The organism is Aestuariibacter sp. GS-14, assembly GCF_006494365.1.
Taxonomy (GTDB): domain Bacteria; phylum Pseudomonadota; class Gammaproteobacteria; order Enterobacterales; family Alteromonadaceae; genus Alteromonas; species Alteromonas mangrovi.
This window is the reverse complement of record NZ_VHIP01000011.1, coordinates 1-16,526: the sequence shown is the minus strand read 5'-3', so window position 1 is coordinate 16,526 and position 16,526 is coordinate 1. Positions and strand designations below refer to the sequence as shown.

The following is a 16,526-nucleotide window of genomic DNA, read 5'->3' as shown; positions in this document are numbered from 1 at the left end:
ATGAAACGCCAGTCAGCGTTTACCTTAATCGAGTTAATGATTGCTGTGGTAATAGTGGGTATTATCGCGGCGGTGGGTTACCCCTCTTATCAATCCATGATGGTAAGCACTAACCGTGGCACTGCCAAAGCAGACTTAATGAGCCTGGCTGCGGCAATGGAGCGCCACTATGCAACCACATTCAGTTATAACGGCGCGGCAAGTGGAGGCGGCAATACCGGCGCGCCCGCAATCTATGCTACCTACTCACCCTCTACCGAGTCGGCTTCTGATAAAAAGTACACACTGACGATTTCCAGTGTCAGTACCGACGGCAACAGCTTTGAACTGCGCGCCATTCCGGTGAGTGGCACTGCTCAGGCCGGCGATGGTAACTTATATATCTTCAGCGATGGCCGCAAAGCGTGGGACAAAAATAATGACGGCAGCATATCCGCCGGCGAATATTGTTGGTCTTGCTAGTTATCTTCAATGGGAATCACTCTATTAAGAGAGCGGATTGCGCTTCTTATTTCTGTGCTGATTGCCTTTGGTTTAGCCCCCTTCTTGCCTGAATTTGACTTTACCGTTGGCTTTCTTTGCGGCGCGATTTGCCCTTTCCTCGAGAGTGCTTTAGGCGATCCGGATGCCAACACAGAAGGCAGCGTATGGCTTTTTATTGTGGCCTTTTTTGTTGGCTTGCTGTTATTGTTCAGTGTTTATCGTGCCAAAGGAATGGTGCTGCTTTCTTACAGTACCGGCGCTATGGCATCTCACCTCTACTTGTTTTTACGTGCGAAACGACGCAATGCATAGCACACCCTAACTCAGGTGATAAAACAATTACTGAGGAATGAGAAACTAACAAATAGTACAGGGGGATAACGGAAAATTGCGTAGCCGCGATACCGTCCGTTATCCCGCCACACTTTCCCGATAGGTTGCTTGCCGAAGCGCACATTTAATGGAATTAACGACATCAACAGGCAGTAAAAATAGCTGATACTATTCATGCATAGCAAAAGCAACATGCGGCAGAACAGGTGAGCAACGATACAGTTATTAACTTCATTGAATAATACCGGGTAACATGTGACGTCCGGCTATTTTCAAATGTAGCAAACCGAAAAGTAACTGTTCCTGAGACGGGTTATTGCGTCCGGAGGCCTTAAGAGCAGGCGAGTTTATTCCCTGCGTGATTCTCTTTAATTCCGTCGTCATCACTGTCGGCAGCGATGGCAATTTTGCCATAGCCGTTGATGATTAAACCTACTGCGGCAGACGCTTTTAGGGTTGTATCGCATAGTGTGATGGTGGTGGTGAGATTGGCGCCACCGCGACGGTCAAAGACCAGGGCCTGGGATGGGGCGAATATCTTCAGGCTGCCATGCATTACTTCAGTGGAAGCTAACATGGCTTCGTTGCTGTTTCGTACGCCATCGTCATTAATATCAACAAACGCCATCTTGCCGTAAGTCCAGTTGGTTGAACAATTACTGTAGTCCTGGGTAGGGCACACAATAACATTGGATTGTTCGTCCATGGCTCTAAATCGAGCGAGTCTCGCCATACTACTTAATTCATTGATTTCACTGCTTAAGCGGGTGTGATTCACCAGATCACGGGCACCAGGCACCACCACAGCAATAACAATGCTGAGTACGGCAATGGTAACCATGAGTTCAAGTAACGTATATCCCGATTGGCGCATAACTAATCTGAATTGAATCCTGTAACCGTTAGTGTAACGTATGTGTATGGGTCAAGCTTATGATAATAGACACTTTGGTATGTTTTGCGTATAAACTTGTGCCACTAAGGCGTGAAATTTCATAGACTTTGGTAACTTTTCTAAGCTGACAAAGCCCCTGTATTTAACGTAGACTGTACACATTCGAAAAAGCGTAAATGGTGACTCATGGACAAACAAGCCGTTATAGATGAAATGAAGGTACTTCCGGCTATTGATGTCGACTACGAAGTAACCCGCAGAGTGGACTTTATTAAGAAGCATTTACTGCAATCTGGCATGACTTCGCTGGTATTGGGCATTAGCGGTGGAATTGACTCCTGCACGCTGGGGCGTCTGGCACAAATCGCCGTGGATGAACTGAATGCAGAACATCACAAAGCCTATCAGTTTATTGCTGTGCGCTTGCCGTACCATGTGCAAGCCGACGAAGAAGATGCGCAGGCATCGATTGATTTTATTAAGCCAACTAAAGCGTTAGCGGTAAATGTGCAACCAGGGGCCGATGCTATTCATGCACAAACCTGCGATGCGCTGGCAGGCGCAGGCTTGTTGCCCGCCGATGAAGGTAAACAGGATTTCGTAAAAGGCAATGTAAAGGCCCGTACCCGCATGGTTATTCAATATGAAATTGCCGGTATGGTAGATGGCCTGGTGTTGGGCACCGATCACTCTGCGGAAAACATTACCGGGTTTTATACCAAGTACGGCGACGGTGCCTGTGATTTGGCGCCACTGTTTGGTTTGAGCAAGCGCCAGGTACGGCAGGTGGCTGAACACCTGGGCGCACCATCTAAAGTGATTTATAAAGCACCCACAGCCGATCTGGAGTCGCTTTCACCACAGAAGGCAGATGAGCAGGCGCTGGGACTGACTTACGATCAAATTGACGATTTTCTGGAAGGCAAAGAAGTCGCACCAGAAGTTGCTGAAAAGTTGTTGTATATTTATCAGAGAACACAGCACAAACGTGTACCTATTCCTACTATTTACGAAGAGTAAGCGAACATGAAGAAGATTGAAGCAATAATAAAACCGTTCAAACTCGATGATGTACGAGAAGCATTGGCAGACGTTGGTATTGCCGGCATGACAGTGACTGAAGTAAAGGGATTTGGTCGTCAGAAAGGCCATACTGAATTGTACCGTGGTGCTGAGTATCAGGTGGATTTTCTGCCAAAAGTAAAAATCGACATTATTCTTACTGATGACCGCGTGGATGTGGCGGTTGAAGCGATTTTAAAGTCAGCGAAAACGGGCAAAATCGGTGACGGTAAAATCTTTATTTATCCAGTTGAACAAGCCATTCGTATCCGCACGTCTGAGCAGGATGACGAAGCCATTTAATGGGCTCAATACAATAAAAAAGGGGCAATCATGCCCCTTTTTGCTGTAACTTCATTCACTATTAATGGTTGTGACCGCAGCCACCGGCGCCGTGAACATGACCGTGCAGCAGTTCGTCCGCAGTAGGTTCACGTACTTCAATAATATCGACTTCGAACGACAGTGTAATACCCGCCAGCGGATGATTGCCGTCAATGGTGACCTGATCATCGGTTTTATCAATCACAACAACAGATTGTTCACCGTGGTCCGTGGTTGCGCGAAACGACATACCCACTTCCACATCCAGATCGTTAAACATGGCCAGGGGTACCTCTTGTACCAGTTGATCCAAACGTTCGCCGTAGGCTTTTTCCGGACCAATCGTAACTGAGAAGTTGTCACCGGCTTGTTTACCTTGCAGGGCTTCTTCCAGCCCGCTGATCAGGAAACGGCCGCCTAACAGGGCTGCCAGAGGATGCCCATTGCGAGAGGTATCCAGCTCTGTGCCGTCTTCCGTGCTCACAGTGTAATGCATAACGACTACACTGTTTTCAGATATTTGCATAATGTTACCTTGTATTGATGGTGTTAAGTGGTACGTTATTGTTCAAGCGTATACGGCAAGTCGACAGGGATCAACTGTGAAGCTGGATTTTCCGCCAACCTAAAGACATCTTCCGTAGTGGTATCGTTGCTGAGTACAGCCAGGAGCCAGCTTTCGTCACCCAACGTGGCTGCGTTGAGAATGGTGCCACCACCTCGCCAGTGCTCGCCCAATTGTTTTTCCAACTGTTTGCTGGCAATGTCTTCTATCGGTTCATCAACTCTGAATATAAAGGCGGCGCGTTTGTTTCTGCCCAGATAGCGCGTGCGGGCAACCACCTCCTGACCCATATAACAGCCTTTCTTAAAATCGATGCCATTTAACGCTTGCAAATTAACCATTTGCGGCACGAATTCACCCACTAATTCAGGTCGGGTAATCTCTGGTACGCCCGCGCGAATGAGAATGGCATCCAGTACTTCAGGCGTGTACTGTGTTATTTGAGCCTGCGCCAAAGCCTGATTTAATGAATCAATCTGGTTGTTATGGCACAACACCAACAAACCGTTGTGCGGTAAATCCAGGCGTACACAGATACCAGCGTCACTACTGGATGACGTCATGGGCCGTTCAGGCAGCGCACCCATTACCGATGCGACAGCCGATTCTGCCTGAGCCCCGCTAATGTAATAGGAGGCGTAGTCATTGGTGGCATCGTTGAGTGTAATTTTTGAAAATACGCCGAATTTTTTAAACTGGGCATGCGACGCTTCAACGCCCACTTTGTGTCCGGTGATCAGCAGTGCGTCATTGACAGGCGTTATCAAATTAACGCTCCAGCTTTTCCCTTTAGGATCACAGTGACCGGTGCGCCGCACTTGTCCTGCTTCTAAGTGGACAACATCAACGGTAAGTTGCCCGTGCAAAAACGTTTTGGCATCGTTACCCGATACCAATAACAGGCTGCGGTGATGGGGTATAGCATAGTTGCTTTCAAGCTCGCTCAAGCGATGAATCGTTTGCATTTCTGGTCTGCTTAATCAAAAACTGAACCTTTATAGTGGGGGAGTTTTTACAAACTTCAAGCACTATACAAAACCTGTGTGCACAGACGGATTTGTTGCGCCACATATTAATACGAAGAAAGCGCCCTTTAACTGCCAAAACCTGTGCTAAGTTGGCCCTCGCTATATTGATCTGCGGCGACTTTCGTCCAGTATCAACACCTGCACATCCGTGCTATATTTGCCGCCTGATTTAAGACAGGAATGAACACCGATTATGTTTTCTGAAAAACGCTATGCACGTTTAAAATGGGCATGCCGCCGGGGTATGCTGGAACTGGATGTATTACTGCAACCGTTTGTGGAAGAAGCGTTTCACGACCTTTCAGATGAAGATAAAGAAATATTCGAGCGCCTGCTCACCAGTGATGATCCGGATTTATTTGCGTGGTTTATGGGTCATCAGCAATGTAATGATCCTGAGCTGGCTAAGATGGTAAGTATCATTGTTAACCGAGTTAAAGTATAACTTTACGTTAGCGCCTTCCGGTTACCAACAGGTTTGGCCATGGATTCAGTTGGGCGCTGCCATGTTGTTTTTAACCTTAATCACCCCCGCAGGCTGGCTATGGCTGGCTGGACTGGTGGTGTTCGTTGCAATTCTGCGGCCATATCAGCGTCAGCCCCACTTCACTCGCTTTATTACGCTCAGCGAGAGTGGCGAATGGAGTGAGCGCAGGGCTGAAGACGGCGACGGTGAAGCAGAACACTGGCGGCTCATTGCACAGTCGAAACTGTTGCCGTTTGCGCTGTTTGTGGCTCTCCGTAGTCAATATGGCAACACCACTCGCTATGTGTGGGTATGGAAAGATCAGATTGATGATATGTGTTACCGGCGACTCGCCAGAGTTATTTACCGCCAAGGATTAAGTTGAATGTTGGGACTCTATTTACAAGCTGCCATGAAAAAGGCAAAGCCTTTTTCTCTCGCTGATGCTCAAAGCCTTCAGCGCGCGCCGGTACTATGGGAAAACCTGTTGCCAAACAATAAGCGGTACCAAAAATACTGCGAGTTGGTGGGGTGGACTCAGAGCGATACCTTACATCCGTTATACTGGCAGGCCAGATCATTACCATTACAATTAAAACTGATTACTGGCGCACATAGTCCATTTGCAATGCTGGGGTTAATACATCTCAGTAATCGCGTAACCGACTACACCGAGTGTCGGCCAGATATCCCCTGTGAACTTATTGTGCGCTTCGGGCAGATATTTCAACACCGCCGGGGCTATGCATTTGAAGTGGTGGTTACGGCCTCACAGCGCGGTATACCCGTGTATTCTGCCGTGGGTACCTATTTAGCTCGAATGCCACATTCAGCGACAGGCTTAGCCGATTGGCTAGATGATGAAACCGCGATCCCGGAAGAGGGCAGTGAGCTTACGCCATTAAGCGCCAGTGGTGCCTTGATCCGTCGTTATGCCCGCATTTCAGGTGATTATAATCCTATTCACTTAAGCCAGCTTACCGCGAAGCTATTTGGTTTTAAGCGTGCTATTGCTCACGGTATGTGGACAGCTGCATGTGTAATTAGCGATTTGCAGCAATCTCAACGTCTTGCCGGTCAGAAAATTGATGTGCTTTTTAAACGGCCTCTGTTCTTACCAGGCAAAGCTAACGCGGTAGTAGAACAAACAGCCGGGAACGAGTATACCTTTGCGGTGATGGCCGATGGACGCGCTAACGAAAAATCGGTTTATCTTATTGGTCGTCTTACTGACTAACCCGCAATGTTAAACAACAATAGCGTCGAGTATCAGTTTGGTTCCGATCGCTAGCAGTAATAACAGAATAATGCGGTAAAAGAGCCGGTCGTTTAGTTTGCGCTGGATCACCAGTCCCAGACGTACACCCACCCAGCCAAAGGGCATCAGCAGTGCCGCAATGAGCAGGTTGTCACTGTTAAATTGATTTAGCAGGGTATAGGGGATGAGTTTTATCACATTAATCACGGCAAAAAAGATCACCGCGGTAGCCAGAAACTGCGCTTTGGGCAGTTTCTTCGCCAATAAGTAAATATTTACCGGCGGGCCGCCAGCATGTGCTACAAAACTGGTTAGCCCGGCAATGGCGCCAAACACTCTGCCCGCAAGCCGGGAGCCAAAGGTAACCCGCTGCATGCCATTGCTTAACCCCCACAATGCAAACCACAGCGACATCACACCCAGTACCAGTTTAAGCATGTGTTCGTTAAGGTATTCGAACAACAGATAGCCAACAACGATGCCAGCGATGGCGGATGGGATTAATAGCTTCAGGTAGTGATTGTTCTGTTGTCCCCACCAGGCTTTCACGCTGAAGGCGTCCATCAGAATAAGCAAAGGAAGCATAATGGCAGCCGCCTGAATGGGTGACATAACCAAAGATAATATTGGAACGGTGGCAATCCCTATGCCGCCGGCAAATCCGGATTTAGATATGCCGGTAAGCACCACGCCTGCAATCGCTACTAACCAGAAAGCGACTGAATGTTCCATAAGCGTTCCTTCTCAAATCAAACACTGCTCAAATCACACACTGACTACTGGTCAAATCCGCCAGAAAGATTGCCTGGCGCAGACATGGGGGTGCGTTTTGATGGTACCAAAATTGAAGGCGAAGAATGTTCAGCGCGATCAGGGTAATCCAGATTGTAATGTAATCCCCTGCTTTCTTCCCGCTGCATCGCGCAGCGCACAATGAGTTCAGCTACCGTTACCAGATTCCGCAGTTCCAGCAGGTTATTGCTCACGCGGAAATTTGAATAATATTCGCTGATTTCCTGCTCCAGCAACTTAATGCGTCGCATAGCGCGTTCCAGCCGTTTATTGGTGCGCACAATACCTACGTAATCCCACATGAACAAACGCAGTTCGTGCCAGTTATGCTGGATGATAACTTCCTCGTCGGAGTTCGTTACCTGGCTCTCATCCCAGGGGGCAATCTGTTCGTTACTGGTGGGCTCATCCAATCGCGACAGAATATGTTCGGCAGCAGAACGCGCGAACACAACGCACTCTAAAAGCGAATTGGATGCCATGCGGTTCGCGCCATGTAAACCGGTATAGGCTACCTCGCCCACGGCATACACGTTGTCCAGATCGGTTTTTGCATTCAGATCGGTCATTACTCCACCGCAACTATAATGCGCGGCAGGTACCACTGGAATAGGTTCGCGGGTAATATCAATACCTAGTGCCCGACAGCGGCGATAGATATTTGGGAAGTGCTTAACTATAAAATCAGCCGGTTTGTGACTGATATCCAGATACATGCAGTCGGCACCCAGCCGTTTCATTTCATAGTCGATTGCACGCGCGACGATATCGCGGGGAGCCAGTTCTTTTCTGGGATCAAACTTCTCCATAAACGGTGTGCCATCGGCGTGCAACAAGCGTGCACCTTCACCACGCAATGCCTCGGTGATCAGAAAGTTACGGGCCTGCGGATGGAATAAACAGGTTGGATGAAACTGATTAAACTCCATGTTCGCAACCCTACATCCTGCCCGCCAGGCCATGGCAATCCCGTCGCCGCTGGCCACGTCCGGATTTGACGTGTACTGGTATACTTTGCTGGCGCCACCTGTGGCCAGAGTGATAAACCGGCTGCGGATCACTTCTACCTGCTCACGGCGGCGGTTCCAAACGTACACGCCTTTGCAACTGTCTGGATTATCGGTACTTTTAATCAGGTCAATTGCGTTGTAACGCTCAAAAATATGAATGTTAGGATGTTGTGACACCGCTTCGTTGAGGGTAATTTGCAATGCCTCGCCAGTAGCATCTGCAGCGTGCAGAATGCGACGGAAGCTATGTCCTCCCTCACGGGTTAAATGGTAACGGTTTTCCCCGTCATCCGATTTTTCCTGGTCGAAGGGTACGCCATGTGCAATCAGCCATTCCATTGCCGATTTGGCATTCTGGGCGGTAAATCGCACCACGTCTTCATCGCATAGATGTGCCCCGGCTTCCAGCGTATCTTCAACATGTGATTCAATCGAATCGCGCTCGTCAAACACTGCAGCAATACCACCTTGCGCATAACGGGTTGACCCTTCGTTACAGTCGCTTTTGCTCAGGACAATGATTCTGCAATAGTTGGCCAACGATAATGCCAGAGTAAGACCCGCCGCTCCCGAACCGATGATGAGAACATCGCAGCTGTGTTCGCAGCTGGGGGACATATTATCGTTGTCAGCAGAAGATAATGACGATTCAGAAGAAGTTGGATTTGAATTCATGTGCGGTTAGGGTCACAATGCGTGATTTTCGGCAAGTCTAATAAAAGTCAGGGCAAACGTAAAAGGAAAACGCGGATTTTCGGCGTTTTTTCACACCATTACATCCTGAATAATTCATCGATTGAAAAAAAGATCACAATCTTTGCGAACTTTTTGCAAACCCCACAGTCTACTCATTTGCTTGCATGAGCTGTTTGAGTTTAGTAGGTAGGAGAAATAGCTCGAATGAGCGAGCAGATTACAGACCAACAACTGGTTGAACGCGTCCAGCAGGGCGATAAAAATGCGTTTAACCTGTTAGTAACGCGCTATCAGCACAAAGTGATGCATTTGGTATCGCGCTATGTAAAGAACACCGGTGATGTGGCAGATGTCACACAGGATGCGTTTATTAAAGCCTATCGGGCCTTGCCCAATTTCAGGGGCGAGAGCGCATTTTACACCTGGTTGTACCGCATAGCCGTAAACAGTGCAAAGAACTATTTAGTGGCACAAGGCCGAAAGCCGCCTGCCAGTGATGTTGATGCAGAAGAAGCAGATTACTACGATGGTAGCGATGCGTTAAAGGAACAATCGTCCCCTGAGCGAACGCTACTGTCTGAAGAGCTTGAATCAACCTTGTTTCGGGCTTTAGAAAAACTGCCCGATGATTTGCGTATGGCAATTACCCTGCGTGAAATCGAGGGGTTAAGCTACGAAGAAATAGCAAACGTAATGGCTTGTCCGGTTGGAACGGTACGTTCCAGGATATTCAGAGCTAGGGAAGCGATTGATAAGGTCATTCAACCATTACTGGAGTCGTGAAAGTAGGCAATTTGCCACTTTTGATGTACAGTAGAATTTGAAACGGTAGCCGGTTGTGGGAATAGCAACCAGGTCACACCAGGAAAACGTACTTTATGACGCAGCAACACGAAAAATTATCGGCTTTTATGGACGGTGAACTCAACGAAGCAGAGTTTATCGACAGCGTGAAAAACGATAGTGAACTACAGGCTAAATGGCGTAGTTACCACGTTATTCGCAGTGGTCTTCGTAAAGAAGCGACAGTAATGCCTGAATTTGACATTACTGCTCGGGTCGCCGCCGCGCTGGAAAATGAAGCCACCGTACTGGCGCCAAAATCCAAATGGCGTGCAATTCCGGGTGTGAACAAAATTGTTCCTTTTATGCGCCAGTCTGGTCAGTTTGCGGTTGCAGCCTCTGTGGCCGCTGCGGTAATTCTGGGTGTGCAGCAAATGAATCAGCCTGTGCCTACTGAACCGTTTACTACATTCCAGACCACAGGTACGCCGCAGGCCGGTCTTGCACCTGTGAGCCTGGAGCAGAGCCAGACGCTTCGCAACAACAATGATACGGAAGCGTTGCTGGAAAAACGTCGTCAAATTAATGCGCTGCTCGCTGATCACGAACAACAATTAAAACTGAAACGCGCAGAAGAGCAATCTGAGCAGACGGCAGAAGATAATCCTAATCAGCCATAAGTTTTTATATGTTTTCAACGATTTATCTAATCAAACGCACGGTCGAGACCGTGCGTTTGTTGTTTGTGCTTTTCATTACAGCACTTTCTACAGCCGCAATTGCCCAGCAAAGCGATACTGAGCAAGCCGTATCCACCGAAACAGAGTCCACGCCCGAACAAGGGGCCGATGCACAGGATGAGCAGCAAAATGCGCTGCCTGCGGTTTATTCTCCGGACGAATGGCTGGTGAGGCTTGCACAGGCAAATCGCCACCGCAATTTTGAAGTGTCTTATGTGTTAACCCGTCCCGGGCAAGAAGTGATCCCCTACTTATGGCGCCATGCGGTTTTGGATGACGGTACGGAAGTCGAGCAACTGAATCTCCAAAATGGCCCAGGCCAGGAAATGATCCGAATTGATAACATAGTGAGTGTGTTTGAACCGGATGTGCAGCCCTATAGCATCTATGCAACGGCTATTGCCGGCCCGGTACCAGCTGACTTACTTTATAAGCCGTCAAAACTATCGGAAGGCTATCAGTTTATTACCATTGGCCGCACCAGGGTGTCCGGCAGGGCTGCACAACAAATCCGCATTGTGAGCAGGGACAATAATCGCTACAACTACCAGTTATGGCTTGATGAAGAAACCGGCATGTTGTTGAAACTCAACATGGTGGATTTACAAGGGACATTACTTGAACAGGTTCAGGTAACCGGGGTGAATTTAACCGAAACACCACCGCCGTATTTTAATAAAATTAACCCCGAAGCATTGCCCATGGCCGTCGCAATGACACCGCAGTCCCGTCGACATGAGTGGGATGTCAGGTTTTTACCGCTGGGCATGCATGAAGTGAAACGTGAAACCCGTCGTTTGGCGCTTACCGGGCAAGTGGTTGAATACAAATTATTCAGCGACGGATTGGTTGACGTATCTGTTTACGTGCAACCGGCACAAGACTCACTCGATTCGGATGTACTGCTGCGCAATTCAACTAACACATTCTTGTCGCTTACCAATGGTCAGGTACAAATCACGGTTATCGGTAAAATACCCCCGGCAACAGCTTATGAAATTGCGCATTCGCTGAGCGCTTCGGGAGCCAATGGGTGATCACTGAAACGGCTACCGTTGTTGCGGTAAATGGTGACAAAGTTACCGTTAGCGCTTCGGTGAAAACGGCATGTGGTAGTTGTCAGGCGGCTGAAGACTGTGGCACCAGTGCAATAGCAAAAGCGTTTTCGCCTAAGCAGCAAACCTTCGATTTGGTTTCGCCATTGCCGCTGCAAGCCGGTGATTTGGTTACTCTGGGTATTCCCGAAGCACATTTGCTATCTGCATCATGGATGATGTATGTCGTGCCTTTGCTGGTTTTGATTGGCAGTGCAGTAATACTAAGTGAACTGAGCACACTGCATGAGTTGGCCGTTTTTGCGCTTTCGGGCGGCATTACCTGGCTGACCTTCAGATGGGTAGCATCGCGTTTACGGCGTCAACGCAATGGCCGTTATGAGCCTGTGATCGTAAACAAAATCAGCAACGTAGACACCCCTGTACGGTCGTAAACGACTTAATGGCGATGAATATCGCGTTTTGTTACCTACTACATTCGCTTTTAGTTCAATAAATAGGTAAAATCCGCACCCTTGAATACTGTCTGAAATCATGACGCAAGGCAATGCGCAGCCTTGGTTTGTCCGCGTTGTAATTACTTTATTTCAGACATTACATTAATTTTTTCAGGTAATTTCCAAGCATTATGCAACATAAGCACATCAGAAACTTCTCGATTATTGCCCATATCGACCACGGAAAATCCACGTTGTCAGACCGCCTAATCCAAACCTGTGGCGGTTTATCGGATCGTGAAATGGCCGCGCAGGTACTGGATTCTATGGATCTGGAGCGGGAACGTGGAATTACCATTAAAGCGCAAAGCGTTACGCTGGATTACAAGGCCCGCGATGGCGAAACGTATCAGCTCAACTTTATCGATACACCCGGACACGTAGATTTTACCTATGAAGTATCGCGTTCACTAGCGGCTTGCGAAGGCGCTTTGCTGGTGGTGGATGCGGGGCAGGGCGTGGAGGCTCAAACCGTAGCGAACTGTTATACCGCCATCGAAATGAACATGGAAGTGGTTCCGGTTCTGAATAAGATTGACTTGCCACAGGCTGAGCCAGAACGTGTTGCTGAAGAAATCGAAGACATAGTGGGTATTGATGCGGTTGATGCCGTTCGCTGCTCGGCGAAAACGGGCGTAGGTATCGAAGACGTACTGGAAGTAATTGTAAAGCAAATCCCACCACCGGAAGGGGATTTGGACGCACCGCTACAGGCTCTTATTGTCGACTCATGGTTTGACAACTATCAGGGCGTAGTATCTCTGGTACGCATTGTACACGGGCAGTTAAGCGTAAAAGACAAAATTAAAATCATGTCCAATGGTCAGGTGCATCAGGTTGATAACCTGGGTGTATTTACCCCCAAGGCCGTTGAGCGCAAAGTGCTGAAAGCGGGTGAGGTAGGCTTTATTATTGCCGGTATTAAAGAGATTCATGGTGCACCGGTAGGTGATACCATTACACTGGCAAAAGATCCCGCCGACAAACCTTTACCAGGCTTTAAAAAGGTAAAACCGCAGGTGTATGCAGGATTGTTCCCAGTTAGCTCGGATGACTACGAAGATTTTCGTGATGCACTGGCAAAGCTAAGCCTGAACGATGCGTCGTTGTTTTACGAACCAGAGAGTTCTGCGGCGTTAGGTTTTGGTTTCCGGGTGGGCTTCCTGGGCATGTTGCACATGGAGATTATCCAAGAGCGTCTGGAGCGGGAATACGATCTGGATCTTATTACAACCGCACCAACAGTAATCTATGAAGTACTGAAAACCAATGGTGAAACGATTCAGGTTGATAATCCTTCCAAATTACCCGCAGTGAACGAAATTGAAGAAATGCGCGAACCCATGGTGGAAGCGAACATTCTGGTTCCGCAGGAGTTTTTAGGTAACGTTATTACTCTGTGTATTGAGAAGCGCGGGATTCAATCCAACATGAGCTACCACGGCAAACAAGTGGCAGTTACCTACGAACTTCCTATGGCTGAAGTGGTGTTGGATTTCTTTGATCGCTTAAAATCGACCAGTCGCGGTTTTGCCTCACTTGATTACAATTTTAAGCGTTTCCAGGTGTCAGACATGGTACGTCTGGACATTCTTATCAACGGTGAACGCGTTGACGCCTTAGCCGTGATCACGCACAAAGAGAATGCACCATATCGGGGGCGTGAACTGGTTGAAAAACTTCGTGAACTCATTCCGCGCCAGATGTTCGACATTGCTATTCAGGCCGCGATTGGTAACCATGTTATTGCGCGAAGCACAGTGAAACAATTACGGAAGAACGTAATCGCCAAGTGTTACGGTGGTGACGTGAGCCGGAAGAAAAAGCTGTTGCAGAAGCAGAAGGAAGGTAAAAAACGGATGAAGCAGGTAGGGAACGTGGAATTGCCACAAGATGCCTTCCTTGCAATACTCAAGGTATCTAAGTAATGGCTAATTATTTTTCAATTTTGCTGGTGATCCTAACGCTGGGATCGGGTTTGATTTGGCTGTTGGACGCCGTGTATTTCGGTCCGAAACGCCGCGATCGCTCAAATGCGGTAGCTGGGTTTGGCGAATCGGCTTTACAGCCAGATGACAAACTTCCCTATTTGGTAGATACCGCCCAGCAAATATTCCCGGTCATTGCGTTTGTGTTGGTATTGCGTTCGTTTTTATACGAGCCATTTCAAATCCCATCCGGTTCTATGATGCCCACGCTGCTGGTGGGTGACTTTATTCTGGTAGAAAAATACGCTTACGGTTTGAAAGATCCGGTATTCCGCCACAAATTCATTGAAACCGGTGCGCCGGAGCGCGGTGATGTAGTGGTGTTTAAATACCCAGAAGATCCTAATGTAGACTTCATTAAGCGAGTAGTGGGATTACCCGGCGATACGGTAATTTACCGCGACAAGAAAATTTACATCAAGCCTGCCTGTGTGAGCGGTGCAAAATGTGAAGAGTTTACGGTAATGCCACAAGAGTTCGTAAGCAGCGGTGAATTTGTGCAGCACCTTACGCCACTTCGACGCATGACGGAGCAACTGGGCAAAGTACCTCATGACATTTTGCAGCATCCAACGGGTGAAGCCAGTCCGCGTGAGTTCTTCACTCAGCCCGGTACTAAAATGAACGAGTGGATTGTGCCGGAAGGTCAGTATTTCGTGCTGGGTGATAACCGCGACAACAGCCGTGACAGTCGCTTCTGGGGATTTGTGCCCGATGAAAATCTGGTAGGAAAAGCCGTAGCCATTTGGATTAGCTTTGAGTTTGACCGACCTACCAGCAGTTGGGTGCCGTCCTGGATCCCATCAGGTGTGCGTTTTGGCCGTGTAGGTGGCATTCAGTAATGCTAGGGATTAACCCATATGCCAGGCTGTCCCGTCAAATCGGTTACGAATTTAAAGATAACAGCCTGCTTAAGCAAGCGCTTACGCACCGAAGTGCCGCTAAAGTGCACAATGAACGTCTGGAGTTCTTAGGCGATGCAGTGCTGGGCATGATCATTGCCAAAGAACTTTATGACAAATTTCCGCAAGTACCCGAAGGCAAGCTTACCCGCATGCGTTCCACCCTGGTAAAAGGCGACACGCTGGCCGAACTGGCCCGTGAGTCTGATGTGGGTGAACTTATGAATCTGGGGCCGGGCGAACTGAAGAGCGGCGGACACCGTCGCAGTTCAATTATTGCCGATGCCATGGAAGCCATTATCGGTGCAATTTACCTGGAGGCCGGATTAGCACAGGCCGAAGAAGTGGTACTGCATTTGTGGAAAAGCAGAATTAATAAGCTCGATCCCAATGAACACCCTAAGGATGCCAAAACCCGTCTTCAGGAATATTTGCAGTCGCGCAAGCTGCCTTTGCCACTGTATGAGGTGGTTGAGATCACCGGTAAAGACCACGCGCAAACCTTTGTGGTGCATTGTCAGGTTGCCAATCTCGACGCGCCATTTGAGGGCGTGGGAAGTAGTCGCAGGAAAGCTGAGCAACAAGCCGCTAAACTGGCCTTTGAGACATTAACCAATGACTGATTTTGAACAACCGGATTTACCGGATACGCCAGAAGGTAACACGCGCTGCGGTTTGGTGGCCATAGTGGGGCGGCCCAATGTTGGCAAGTCGACCTTGCTCAACTGTTTACTGGGCCAGAAAGTAAGTATTACCTCACGTAAACCGCAGACTACAAGGCACCGTATCCTTGGTATCGATACCGACGGCAATTGCCAGACAGTGTATGTAGATACCCCCGGATTGCACAGCGAAGAAAAACGAGCCATCAACCGATTAATGAACCGCGCTGCAGCGAGTTCACTGGGAGAAGTCGGACTGGTGTTGTTTGTGGTGGAAGGTACCCGCTGGAACAACGACGACGATATGGTGCTGACCAAAGTAAAGCAGTCAGGCCTGCCATGCATTCTGGTAGTAAACAAACTTGATAAAGTACCCAGCGAAGATGCTTTAATTACTCACCTTCAGGTTTTGCAACACAAGCACGATTTTGACGAAATCATTCCAATGAGTGCTAAACAAACCAAACAGGTTGATCGACTGCGGGATTTGGTGCGTAAACGTCAGCCAGAAAGTGAGTTTTATTTTCCGGAAGACTACATTACCGATCGCTCAAGCCGCTTTATGGCAGCGGAAATTATCCGCGAAAAGCTGATGCGCTTCACCGGTGACGAGTTGCCTTATTCCACTACAGTGGAAATTGAGCAATTTAAGCTGGCTGAAAACGGGGTATACCGTATTAATGGTTTGATTCTGGTTGAGCGTGAAACGCAAAAGCGCATGGTGATTGGGAAAGGCGGAAAGCACCTGAAAACCATTGGTGAGCAAGCCCGACTGGATATGGAGCGCCTGTTCGACAATAAGGTGTTTCTAGAACTCTGGGTAAAAGTAAAATCTGGCTGGGCCGATGATGAGCGCGCGCTGCGTTCACTGGGTTACGGTGAAGATTAAGTAAACAGGCAAATACCAATTCGCATAGAAGTTTACCCACTCAGCAACACTGGCAGGCTTTTTAGCTAGGCTTGGTTGCACAGGTTTGGTGGTTCCAA

Annotated in this window: 20 protein-coding genes; 15 read left to right on the top strand and 5 right to left on the bottom strand. The window is 48.4% G+C overall.

The annotated features are described in order from the left end of the window. Together FJ444_RS15330 and FJ444_RS15325 are read left to right on the top strand one after the other, a co-directional pair. Positions 1-462: a type IV pilin protein gene (locus FJ444_RS15330; RefSeq protein WP_140959679.1), complete on the top strand. Its 462-nt coding sequence runs from the start codon at positions 1-3 to the stop codon at positions 460-462. 9 nt (positions 463-471) lie between these two features. Further along, positions 472-795 carry a hypothetical protein gene (locus FJ444_RS15325; RefSeq protein ID WP_140959677.1) on the top strand — a complete coding sequence of 108 codons (324 nt, stop codon included), beginning with the start codon at positions 472-474 and terminating at the stop codon, positions 793-795. Positions 796-1,147: 352 nt separating this feature from the next. Here FJ444_RS15325 and FJ444_RS15320 read toward each other — a convergent pair whose 3' ends face one another. Then, on the bottom strand, positions 1,148-1,690 hold the full coding sequence (locus FJ444_RS15320; RefSeq protein ID WP_140959945.1) for a GspH/FimT family pseudopilin: 543 nt from the start codon (positions 1,688-1,690) through the stop codon (positions 1,148-1,150). 207 nt (positions 1,691-1,897) lie between these two features. On the opposite strand from FJ444_RS15320, the gene nadE reads away from it, so the two are divergent. Both nadE and FJ444_RS15310 read left to right on the top strand, forming a co-directional pair. Further along, positions 1,898-2,731: an ammonia-dependent NAD(+) synthetase gene (nadE, locus tag FJ444_RS15315; RefSeq protein ID WP_140959675.1), complete on the top strand. Its 834-nt coding sequence runs from the start codon at positions 1,898-1,900 to the stop codon at positions 2,729-2,731. A gap of 6 nt (positions 2,732-2,737) precedes the next feature. Further along, positions 2,738-3,076 carry a P-II family nitrogen regulator gene (locus FJ444_RS15310; RefSeq protein WP_140959673.1) on the top strand — a complete coding sequence of 113 codons (339 nt, stop codon included), beginning with the start codon at positions 2,738-2,740 and terminating at the stop codon, positions 3,074-3,076. A gap of 61 nt (positions 3,077-3,137) precedes the next feature. Here FJ444_RS15310 and FJ444_RS15305 read toward each other — a convergent pair whose 3' ends face one another. Next, complete coding sequence (locus FJ444_RS15305) at positions 3,138-3,623, bottom strand: peptidylprolyl isomerase (protein ID WP_140959671.1); 486 nt, start codon at positions 3,621-3,623, stop codon at positions 3,138-3,140. Positions 3,624-3,658: 35 nt separating this feature from the next. Next, complete coding sequence (locus FJ444_RS15300) at positions 3,659-4,627, bottom strand: folate-binding protein YgfZ (RefSeq protein WP_140959669.1); 969 nt, start codon at positions 4,625-4,627, stop codon at positions 3,659-3,661. A 256-nt stretch (positions 4,628-4,883) separates the two neighbouring features. On the opposite strand from FJ444_RS15300, the gene FJ444_RS15295 reads away from it, so the two are divergent. From FJ444_RS15295 to FJ444_RS15285, 3 genes are read left to right on the top strand one after another with little or no spacing between them, the layout of a single operon-like run. Beyond that, positions 4,884-5,135 (top strand): succinate dehydrogenase assembly factor 2, encoded by a 252-nt coding sequence (locus FJ444_RS15295; protein ID WP_140959667.1) that lies wholly within the window; start codon positions 4,884-4,886, stop codon positions 5,133-5,135. Then, on the top strand, positions 5,113-5,541 hold the full coding sequence (locus FJ444_RS15290) for a protein YgfX (protein WP_140959665.1): 429 nt from the start codon (positions 5,113-5,115) through the stop codon (positions 5,539-5,541). Before FJ444_RS15295 ends, FJ444_RS15290 begins: the two co-directional genes overlap by 23 nt. Then, entirely contained in the window at positions 5,542-6,393 is an 852-nt protein-coding gene (locus tag FJ444_RS15285) for a MaoC/PaaZ C-terminal domain-containing protein (RefSeq protein WP_140959663.1), read from the top strand. Positions 6,394-6,402: 9 nt separating this feature from the next. Here the strand turns inward: FJ444_RS15285 and FJ444_RS15280 are convergent, their stop codons facing one another. Continuing rightward, positions 6,403-7,146, bottom strand: coding sequence for a sulfite exporter TauE/SafE family protein (locus tag FJ444_RS15280; RefSeq protein ID WP_140959661.1), 744 nt, complete (start codon positions 7,144-7,146; stop codon positions 6,403-6,405). 44 nt (positions 7,147-7,190) lie between these two features. Beyond that, entirely contained in the window at positions 7,191-8,834 is a 1,644-nt protein-coding gene (gene nadB / locus FJ444_RS15275) for an L-aspartate oxidase (RefSeq protein WP_140959943.1), read from the bottom strand. Positions 8,835-9,116: 282 nt separating this feature from the next. Here nadB and rpoE point away from each other — a divergent pair, with 282 nt between their 5' ends. From rpoE to era, 8 genes are all read left to right on the top strand, one after another. Further along, positions 9,117-9,695: an RNA polymerase sigma factor RpoE gene (gene rpoE, locus FJ444_RS15270; RefSeq protein ID WP_140959659.1), complete on the top strand. Its 579-nt coding sequence runs from the start codon at positions 9,117-9,119 to the stop codon at positions 9,693-9,695. A 95-nt stretch (positions 9,696-9,790) separates the two neighbouring features. Beyond that, positions 9,791-10,375: a sigma-E factor negative regulatory protein gene (locus FJ444_RS15265; RefSeq protein ID WP_140959657.1), complete on the top strand. Its 585-nt coding sequence runs from the start codon at positions 9,791-9,793 to the stop codon at positions 10,373-10,375. A gap of 8 nt (positions 10,376-10,383) precedes the next feature. After that, entirely contained in the window at positions 10,384-11,472 is a 1,089-nt protein-coding gene (locus FJ444_RS15260; RefSeq protein ID WP_140959655.1) for a MucB/RseB C-terminal domain-containing protein, read from the top strand. Then, positions 11,469-11,924: a SoxR reducing system RseC family protein gene (locus FJ444_RS15255; protein WP_140959653.1), complete on the top strand. Its 456-nt coding sequence runs from the start codon at positions 11,469-11,471 to the stop codon at positions 11,922-11,924. Before FJ444_RS15260 ends, FJ444_RS15255 begins: the two co-directional genes overlap by 4 nt. A 194-nt stretch (positions 11,925-12,118) precedes the next feature. Next, positions 12,119-13,915, top strand: a complete 1,797-nt coding sequence (gene lepA / locus FJ444_RS15250; protein WP_140959651.1) for a translation elongation factor 4 — start codon at positions 12,119-12,121, stop codon at positions 13,913-13,915. Beyond that, positions 13,915-14,817 (top strand): signal peptidase I, encoded by a 903-nt coding sequence (gene lepB / locus FJ444_RS15245; protein ID WP_140959649.1) that lies wholly within the window; start codon positions 13,915-13,917, stop codon positions 14,815-14,817. Before lepA ends, lepB begins: the two co-directional genes overlap by 1 nt. Then, on the top strand, positions 14,817-15,500 hold the full coding sequence (gene rnc / locus FJ444_RS15240) for a ribonuclease III (protein WP_140959647.1): 684 nt from the start codon (positions 14,817-14,819) through the stop codon (positions 15,498-15,500). The genes lepB and rnc overlap by 1 nt, the downstream gene beginning before the upstream one ends. Next, positions 15,493-16,428, top strand: coding sequence for a GTPase Era (era, locus tag FJ444_RS15235; RefSeq protein ID WP_140959645.1), 936 nt, complete (start codon positions 15,493-15,495; stop codon positions 16,426-16,428). The genes rnc and era overlap by 8 nt, the downstream gene beginning before the upstream one ends. Positions 16,429-16,526 lie beyond the last annotated feature (98 nt).

What these genes read in the sequence shown, in the direction of transcription:
- FJ444_RS15330 (WP_140959679.1), top strand. Translation starts at nt 1, where the DNA reads ATGAAACGCCAGTCAGCGTTTACCTTAATCGAGTTAATGATTGCTGTG.
- FJ444_RS15310 (WP_140959673.1), top strand. Translation starts at nt 2,738, where the DNA reads ATGAAGAAGATTGAAGCAATAATAAAACCGTTCAAACTCGATGATGTA.
- era (WP_140959645.1), top strand. Translation starts at nt 15,493, where the DNA reads ATGACTGATTTTGAACAACCGGATTTACCGGATACGCCAGAAGGTAAC.
- FJ444_RS15260 (WP_140959655.1), top strand. Translation starts at nt 10,384, where the DNA reads ATGTTTTCAACGATTTATCTAATCAAACGCACGGTCGAGACCGTGCGT.
- FJ444_RS15280 (WP_140959661.1), bottom strand. Translation starts at nt 7,146, where the DNA reads ATGGAACATTCAGTCGCTTTCTGGTTAGTAGCGATTGCAGGCGTGGTG.
- FJ444_RS15320 (WP_140959945.1), bottom strand. Translation starts at nt 1,690, where the DNA reads ATGCGCCAATCGGGATATACGTTACTTGAACTCATGGTTACCATTGCC.
- FJ444_RS15265 (WP_140959657.1), top strand. Translation starts at nt 9,791, where the DNA reads ATGACGCAGCAACACGAAAAATTATCGGCTTTTATGGACGGTGAACTC.
- rnc (WP_140959647.1), top strand. Translation starts at nt 14,817, where the DNA reads ATGCTAGGGATTAACCCATATGCCAGGCTGTCCCGTCAAATCGGTTAC.
- nadE (WP_140959675.1), top strand. Translation starts at nt 1,898, where the DNA reads ATGGACAAACAAGCCGTTATAGATGAAATGAAGGTACTTCCGGCTATT.
- nadB (WP_140959943.1), bottom strand. Translation starts at nt 8,834, where the DNA reads ATGTCCCCCAGCTGCGAACACAGCTGCGATGTTCTCATCATCGGTTCG.
- FJ444_RS15305 (WP_140959671.1), bottom strand. Translation starts at nt 3,623, where the DNA reads ATGCAAATATCTGAAAACAGTGTAGTCGTTATGCATTACACTGTGAGC.
- rpoE (WP_140959659.1), top strand. Translation starts at nt 9,117, where the DNA reads ATGAGCGAGCAGATTACAGACCAACAACTGGTTGAACGCGTCCAGCAG.
- FJ444_RS15285 (WP_140959663.1), top strand. Translation starts at nt 5,542, where the DNA reads ATGTTGGGACTCTATTTACAAGCTGCCATGAAAAAGGCAAAGCCTTTT.
- FJ444_RS15295 (WP_140959667.1), top strand. Translation starts at nt 4,884, where the DNA reads ATGTTTTCTGAAAAACGCTATGCACGTTTAAAATGGGCATGCCGCCGG.
- lepA (WP_140959651.1), top strand. Translation starts at nt 12,119, where the DNA reads ATGCAACATAAGCACATCAGAAACTTCTCGATTATTGCCCATATCGAC.
- FJ444_RS15325 (WP_140959677.1), top strand. Translation starts at nt 472, where the DNA reads ATGGGAATCACTCTATTAAGAGAGCGGATTGCGCTTCTTATTTCTGTG.
- FJ444_RS15300 (WP_140959669.1), bottom strand. Translation starts at nt 4,627, where the DNA reads ATGCAAACGATTCATCGCTTGAGCGAGCTTGAAAGCAACTATGCTATA.
- lepB (WP_140959649.1), top strand. Translation starts at nt 13,915, where the DNA reads ATGGCTAATTATTTTTCAATTTTGCTGGTGATCCTAACGCTGGGATCG.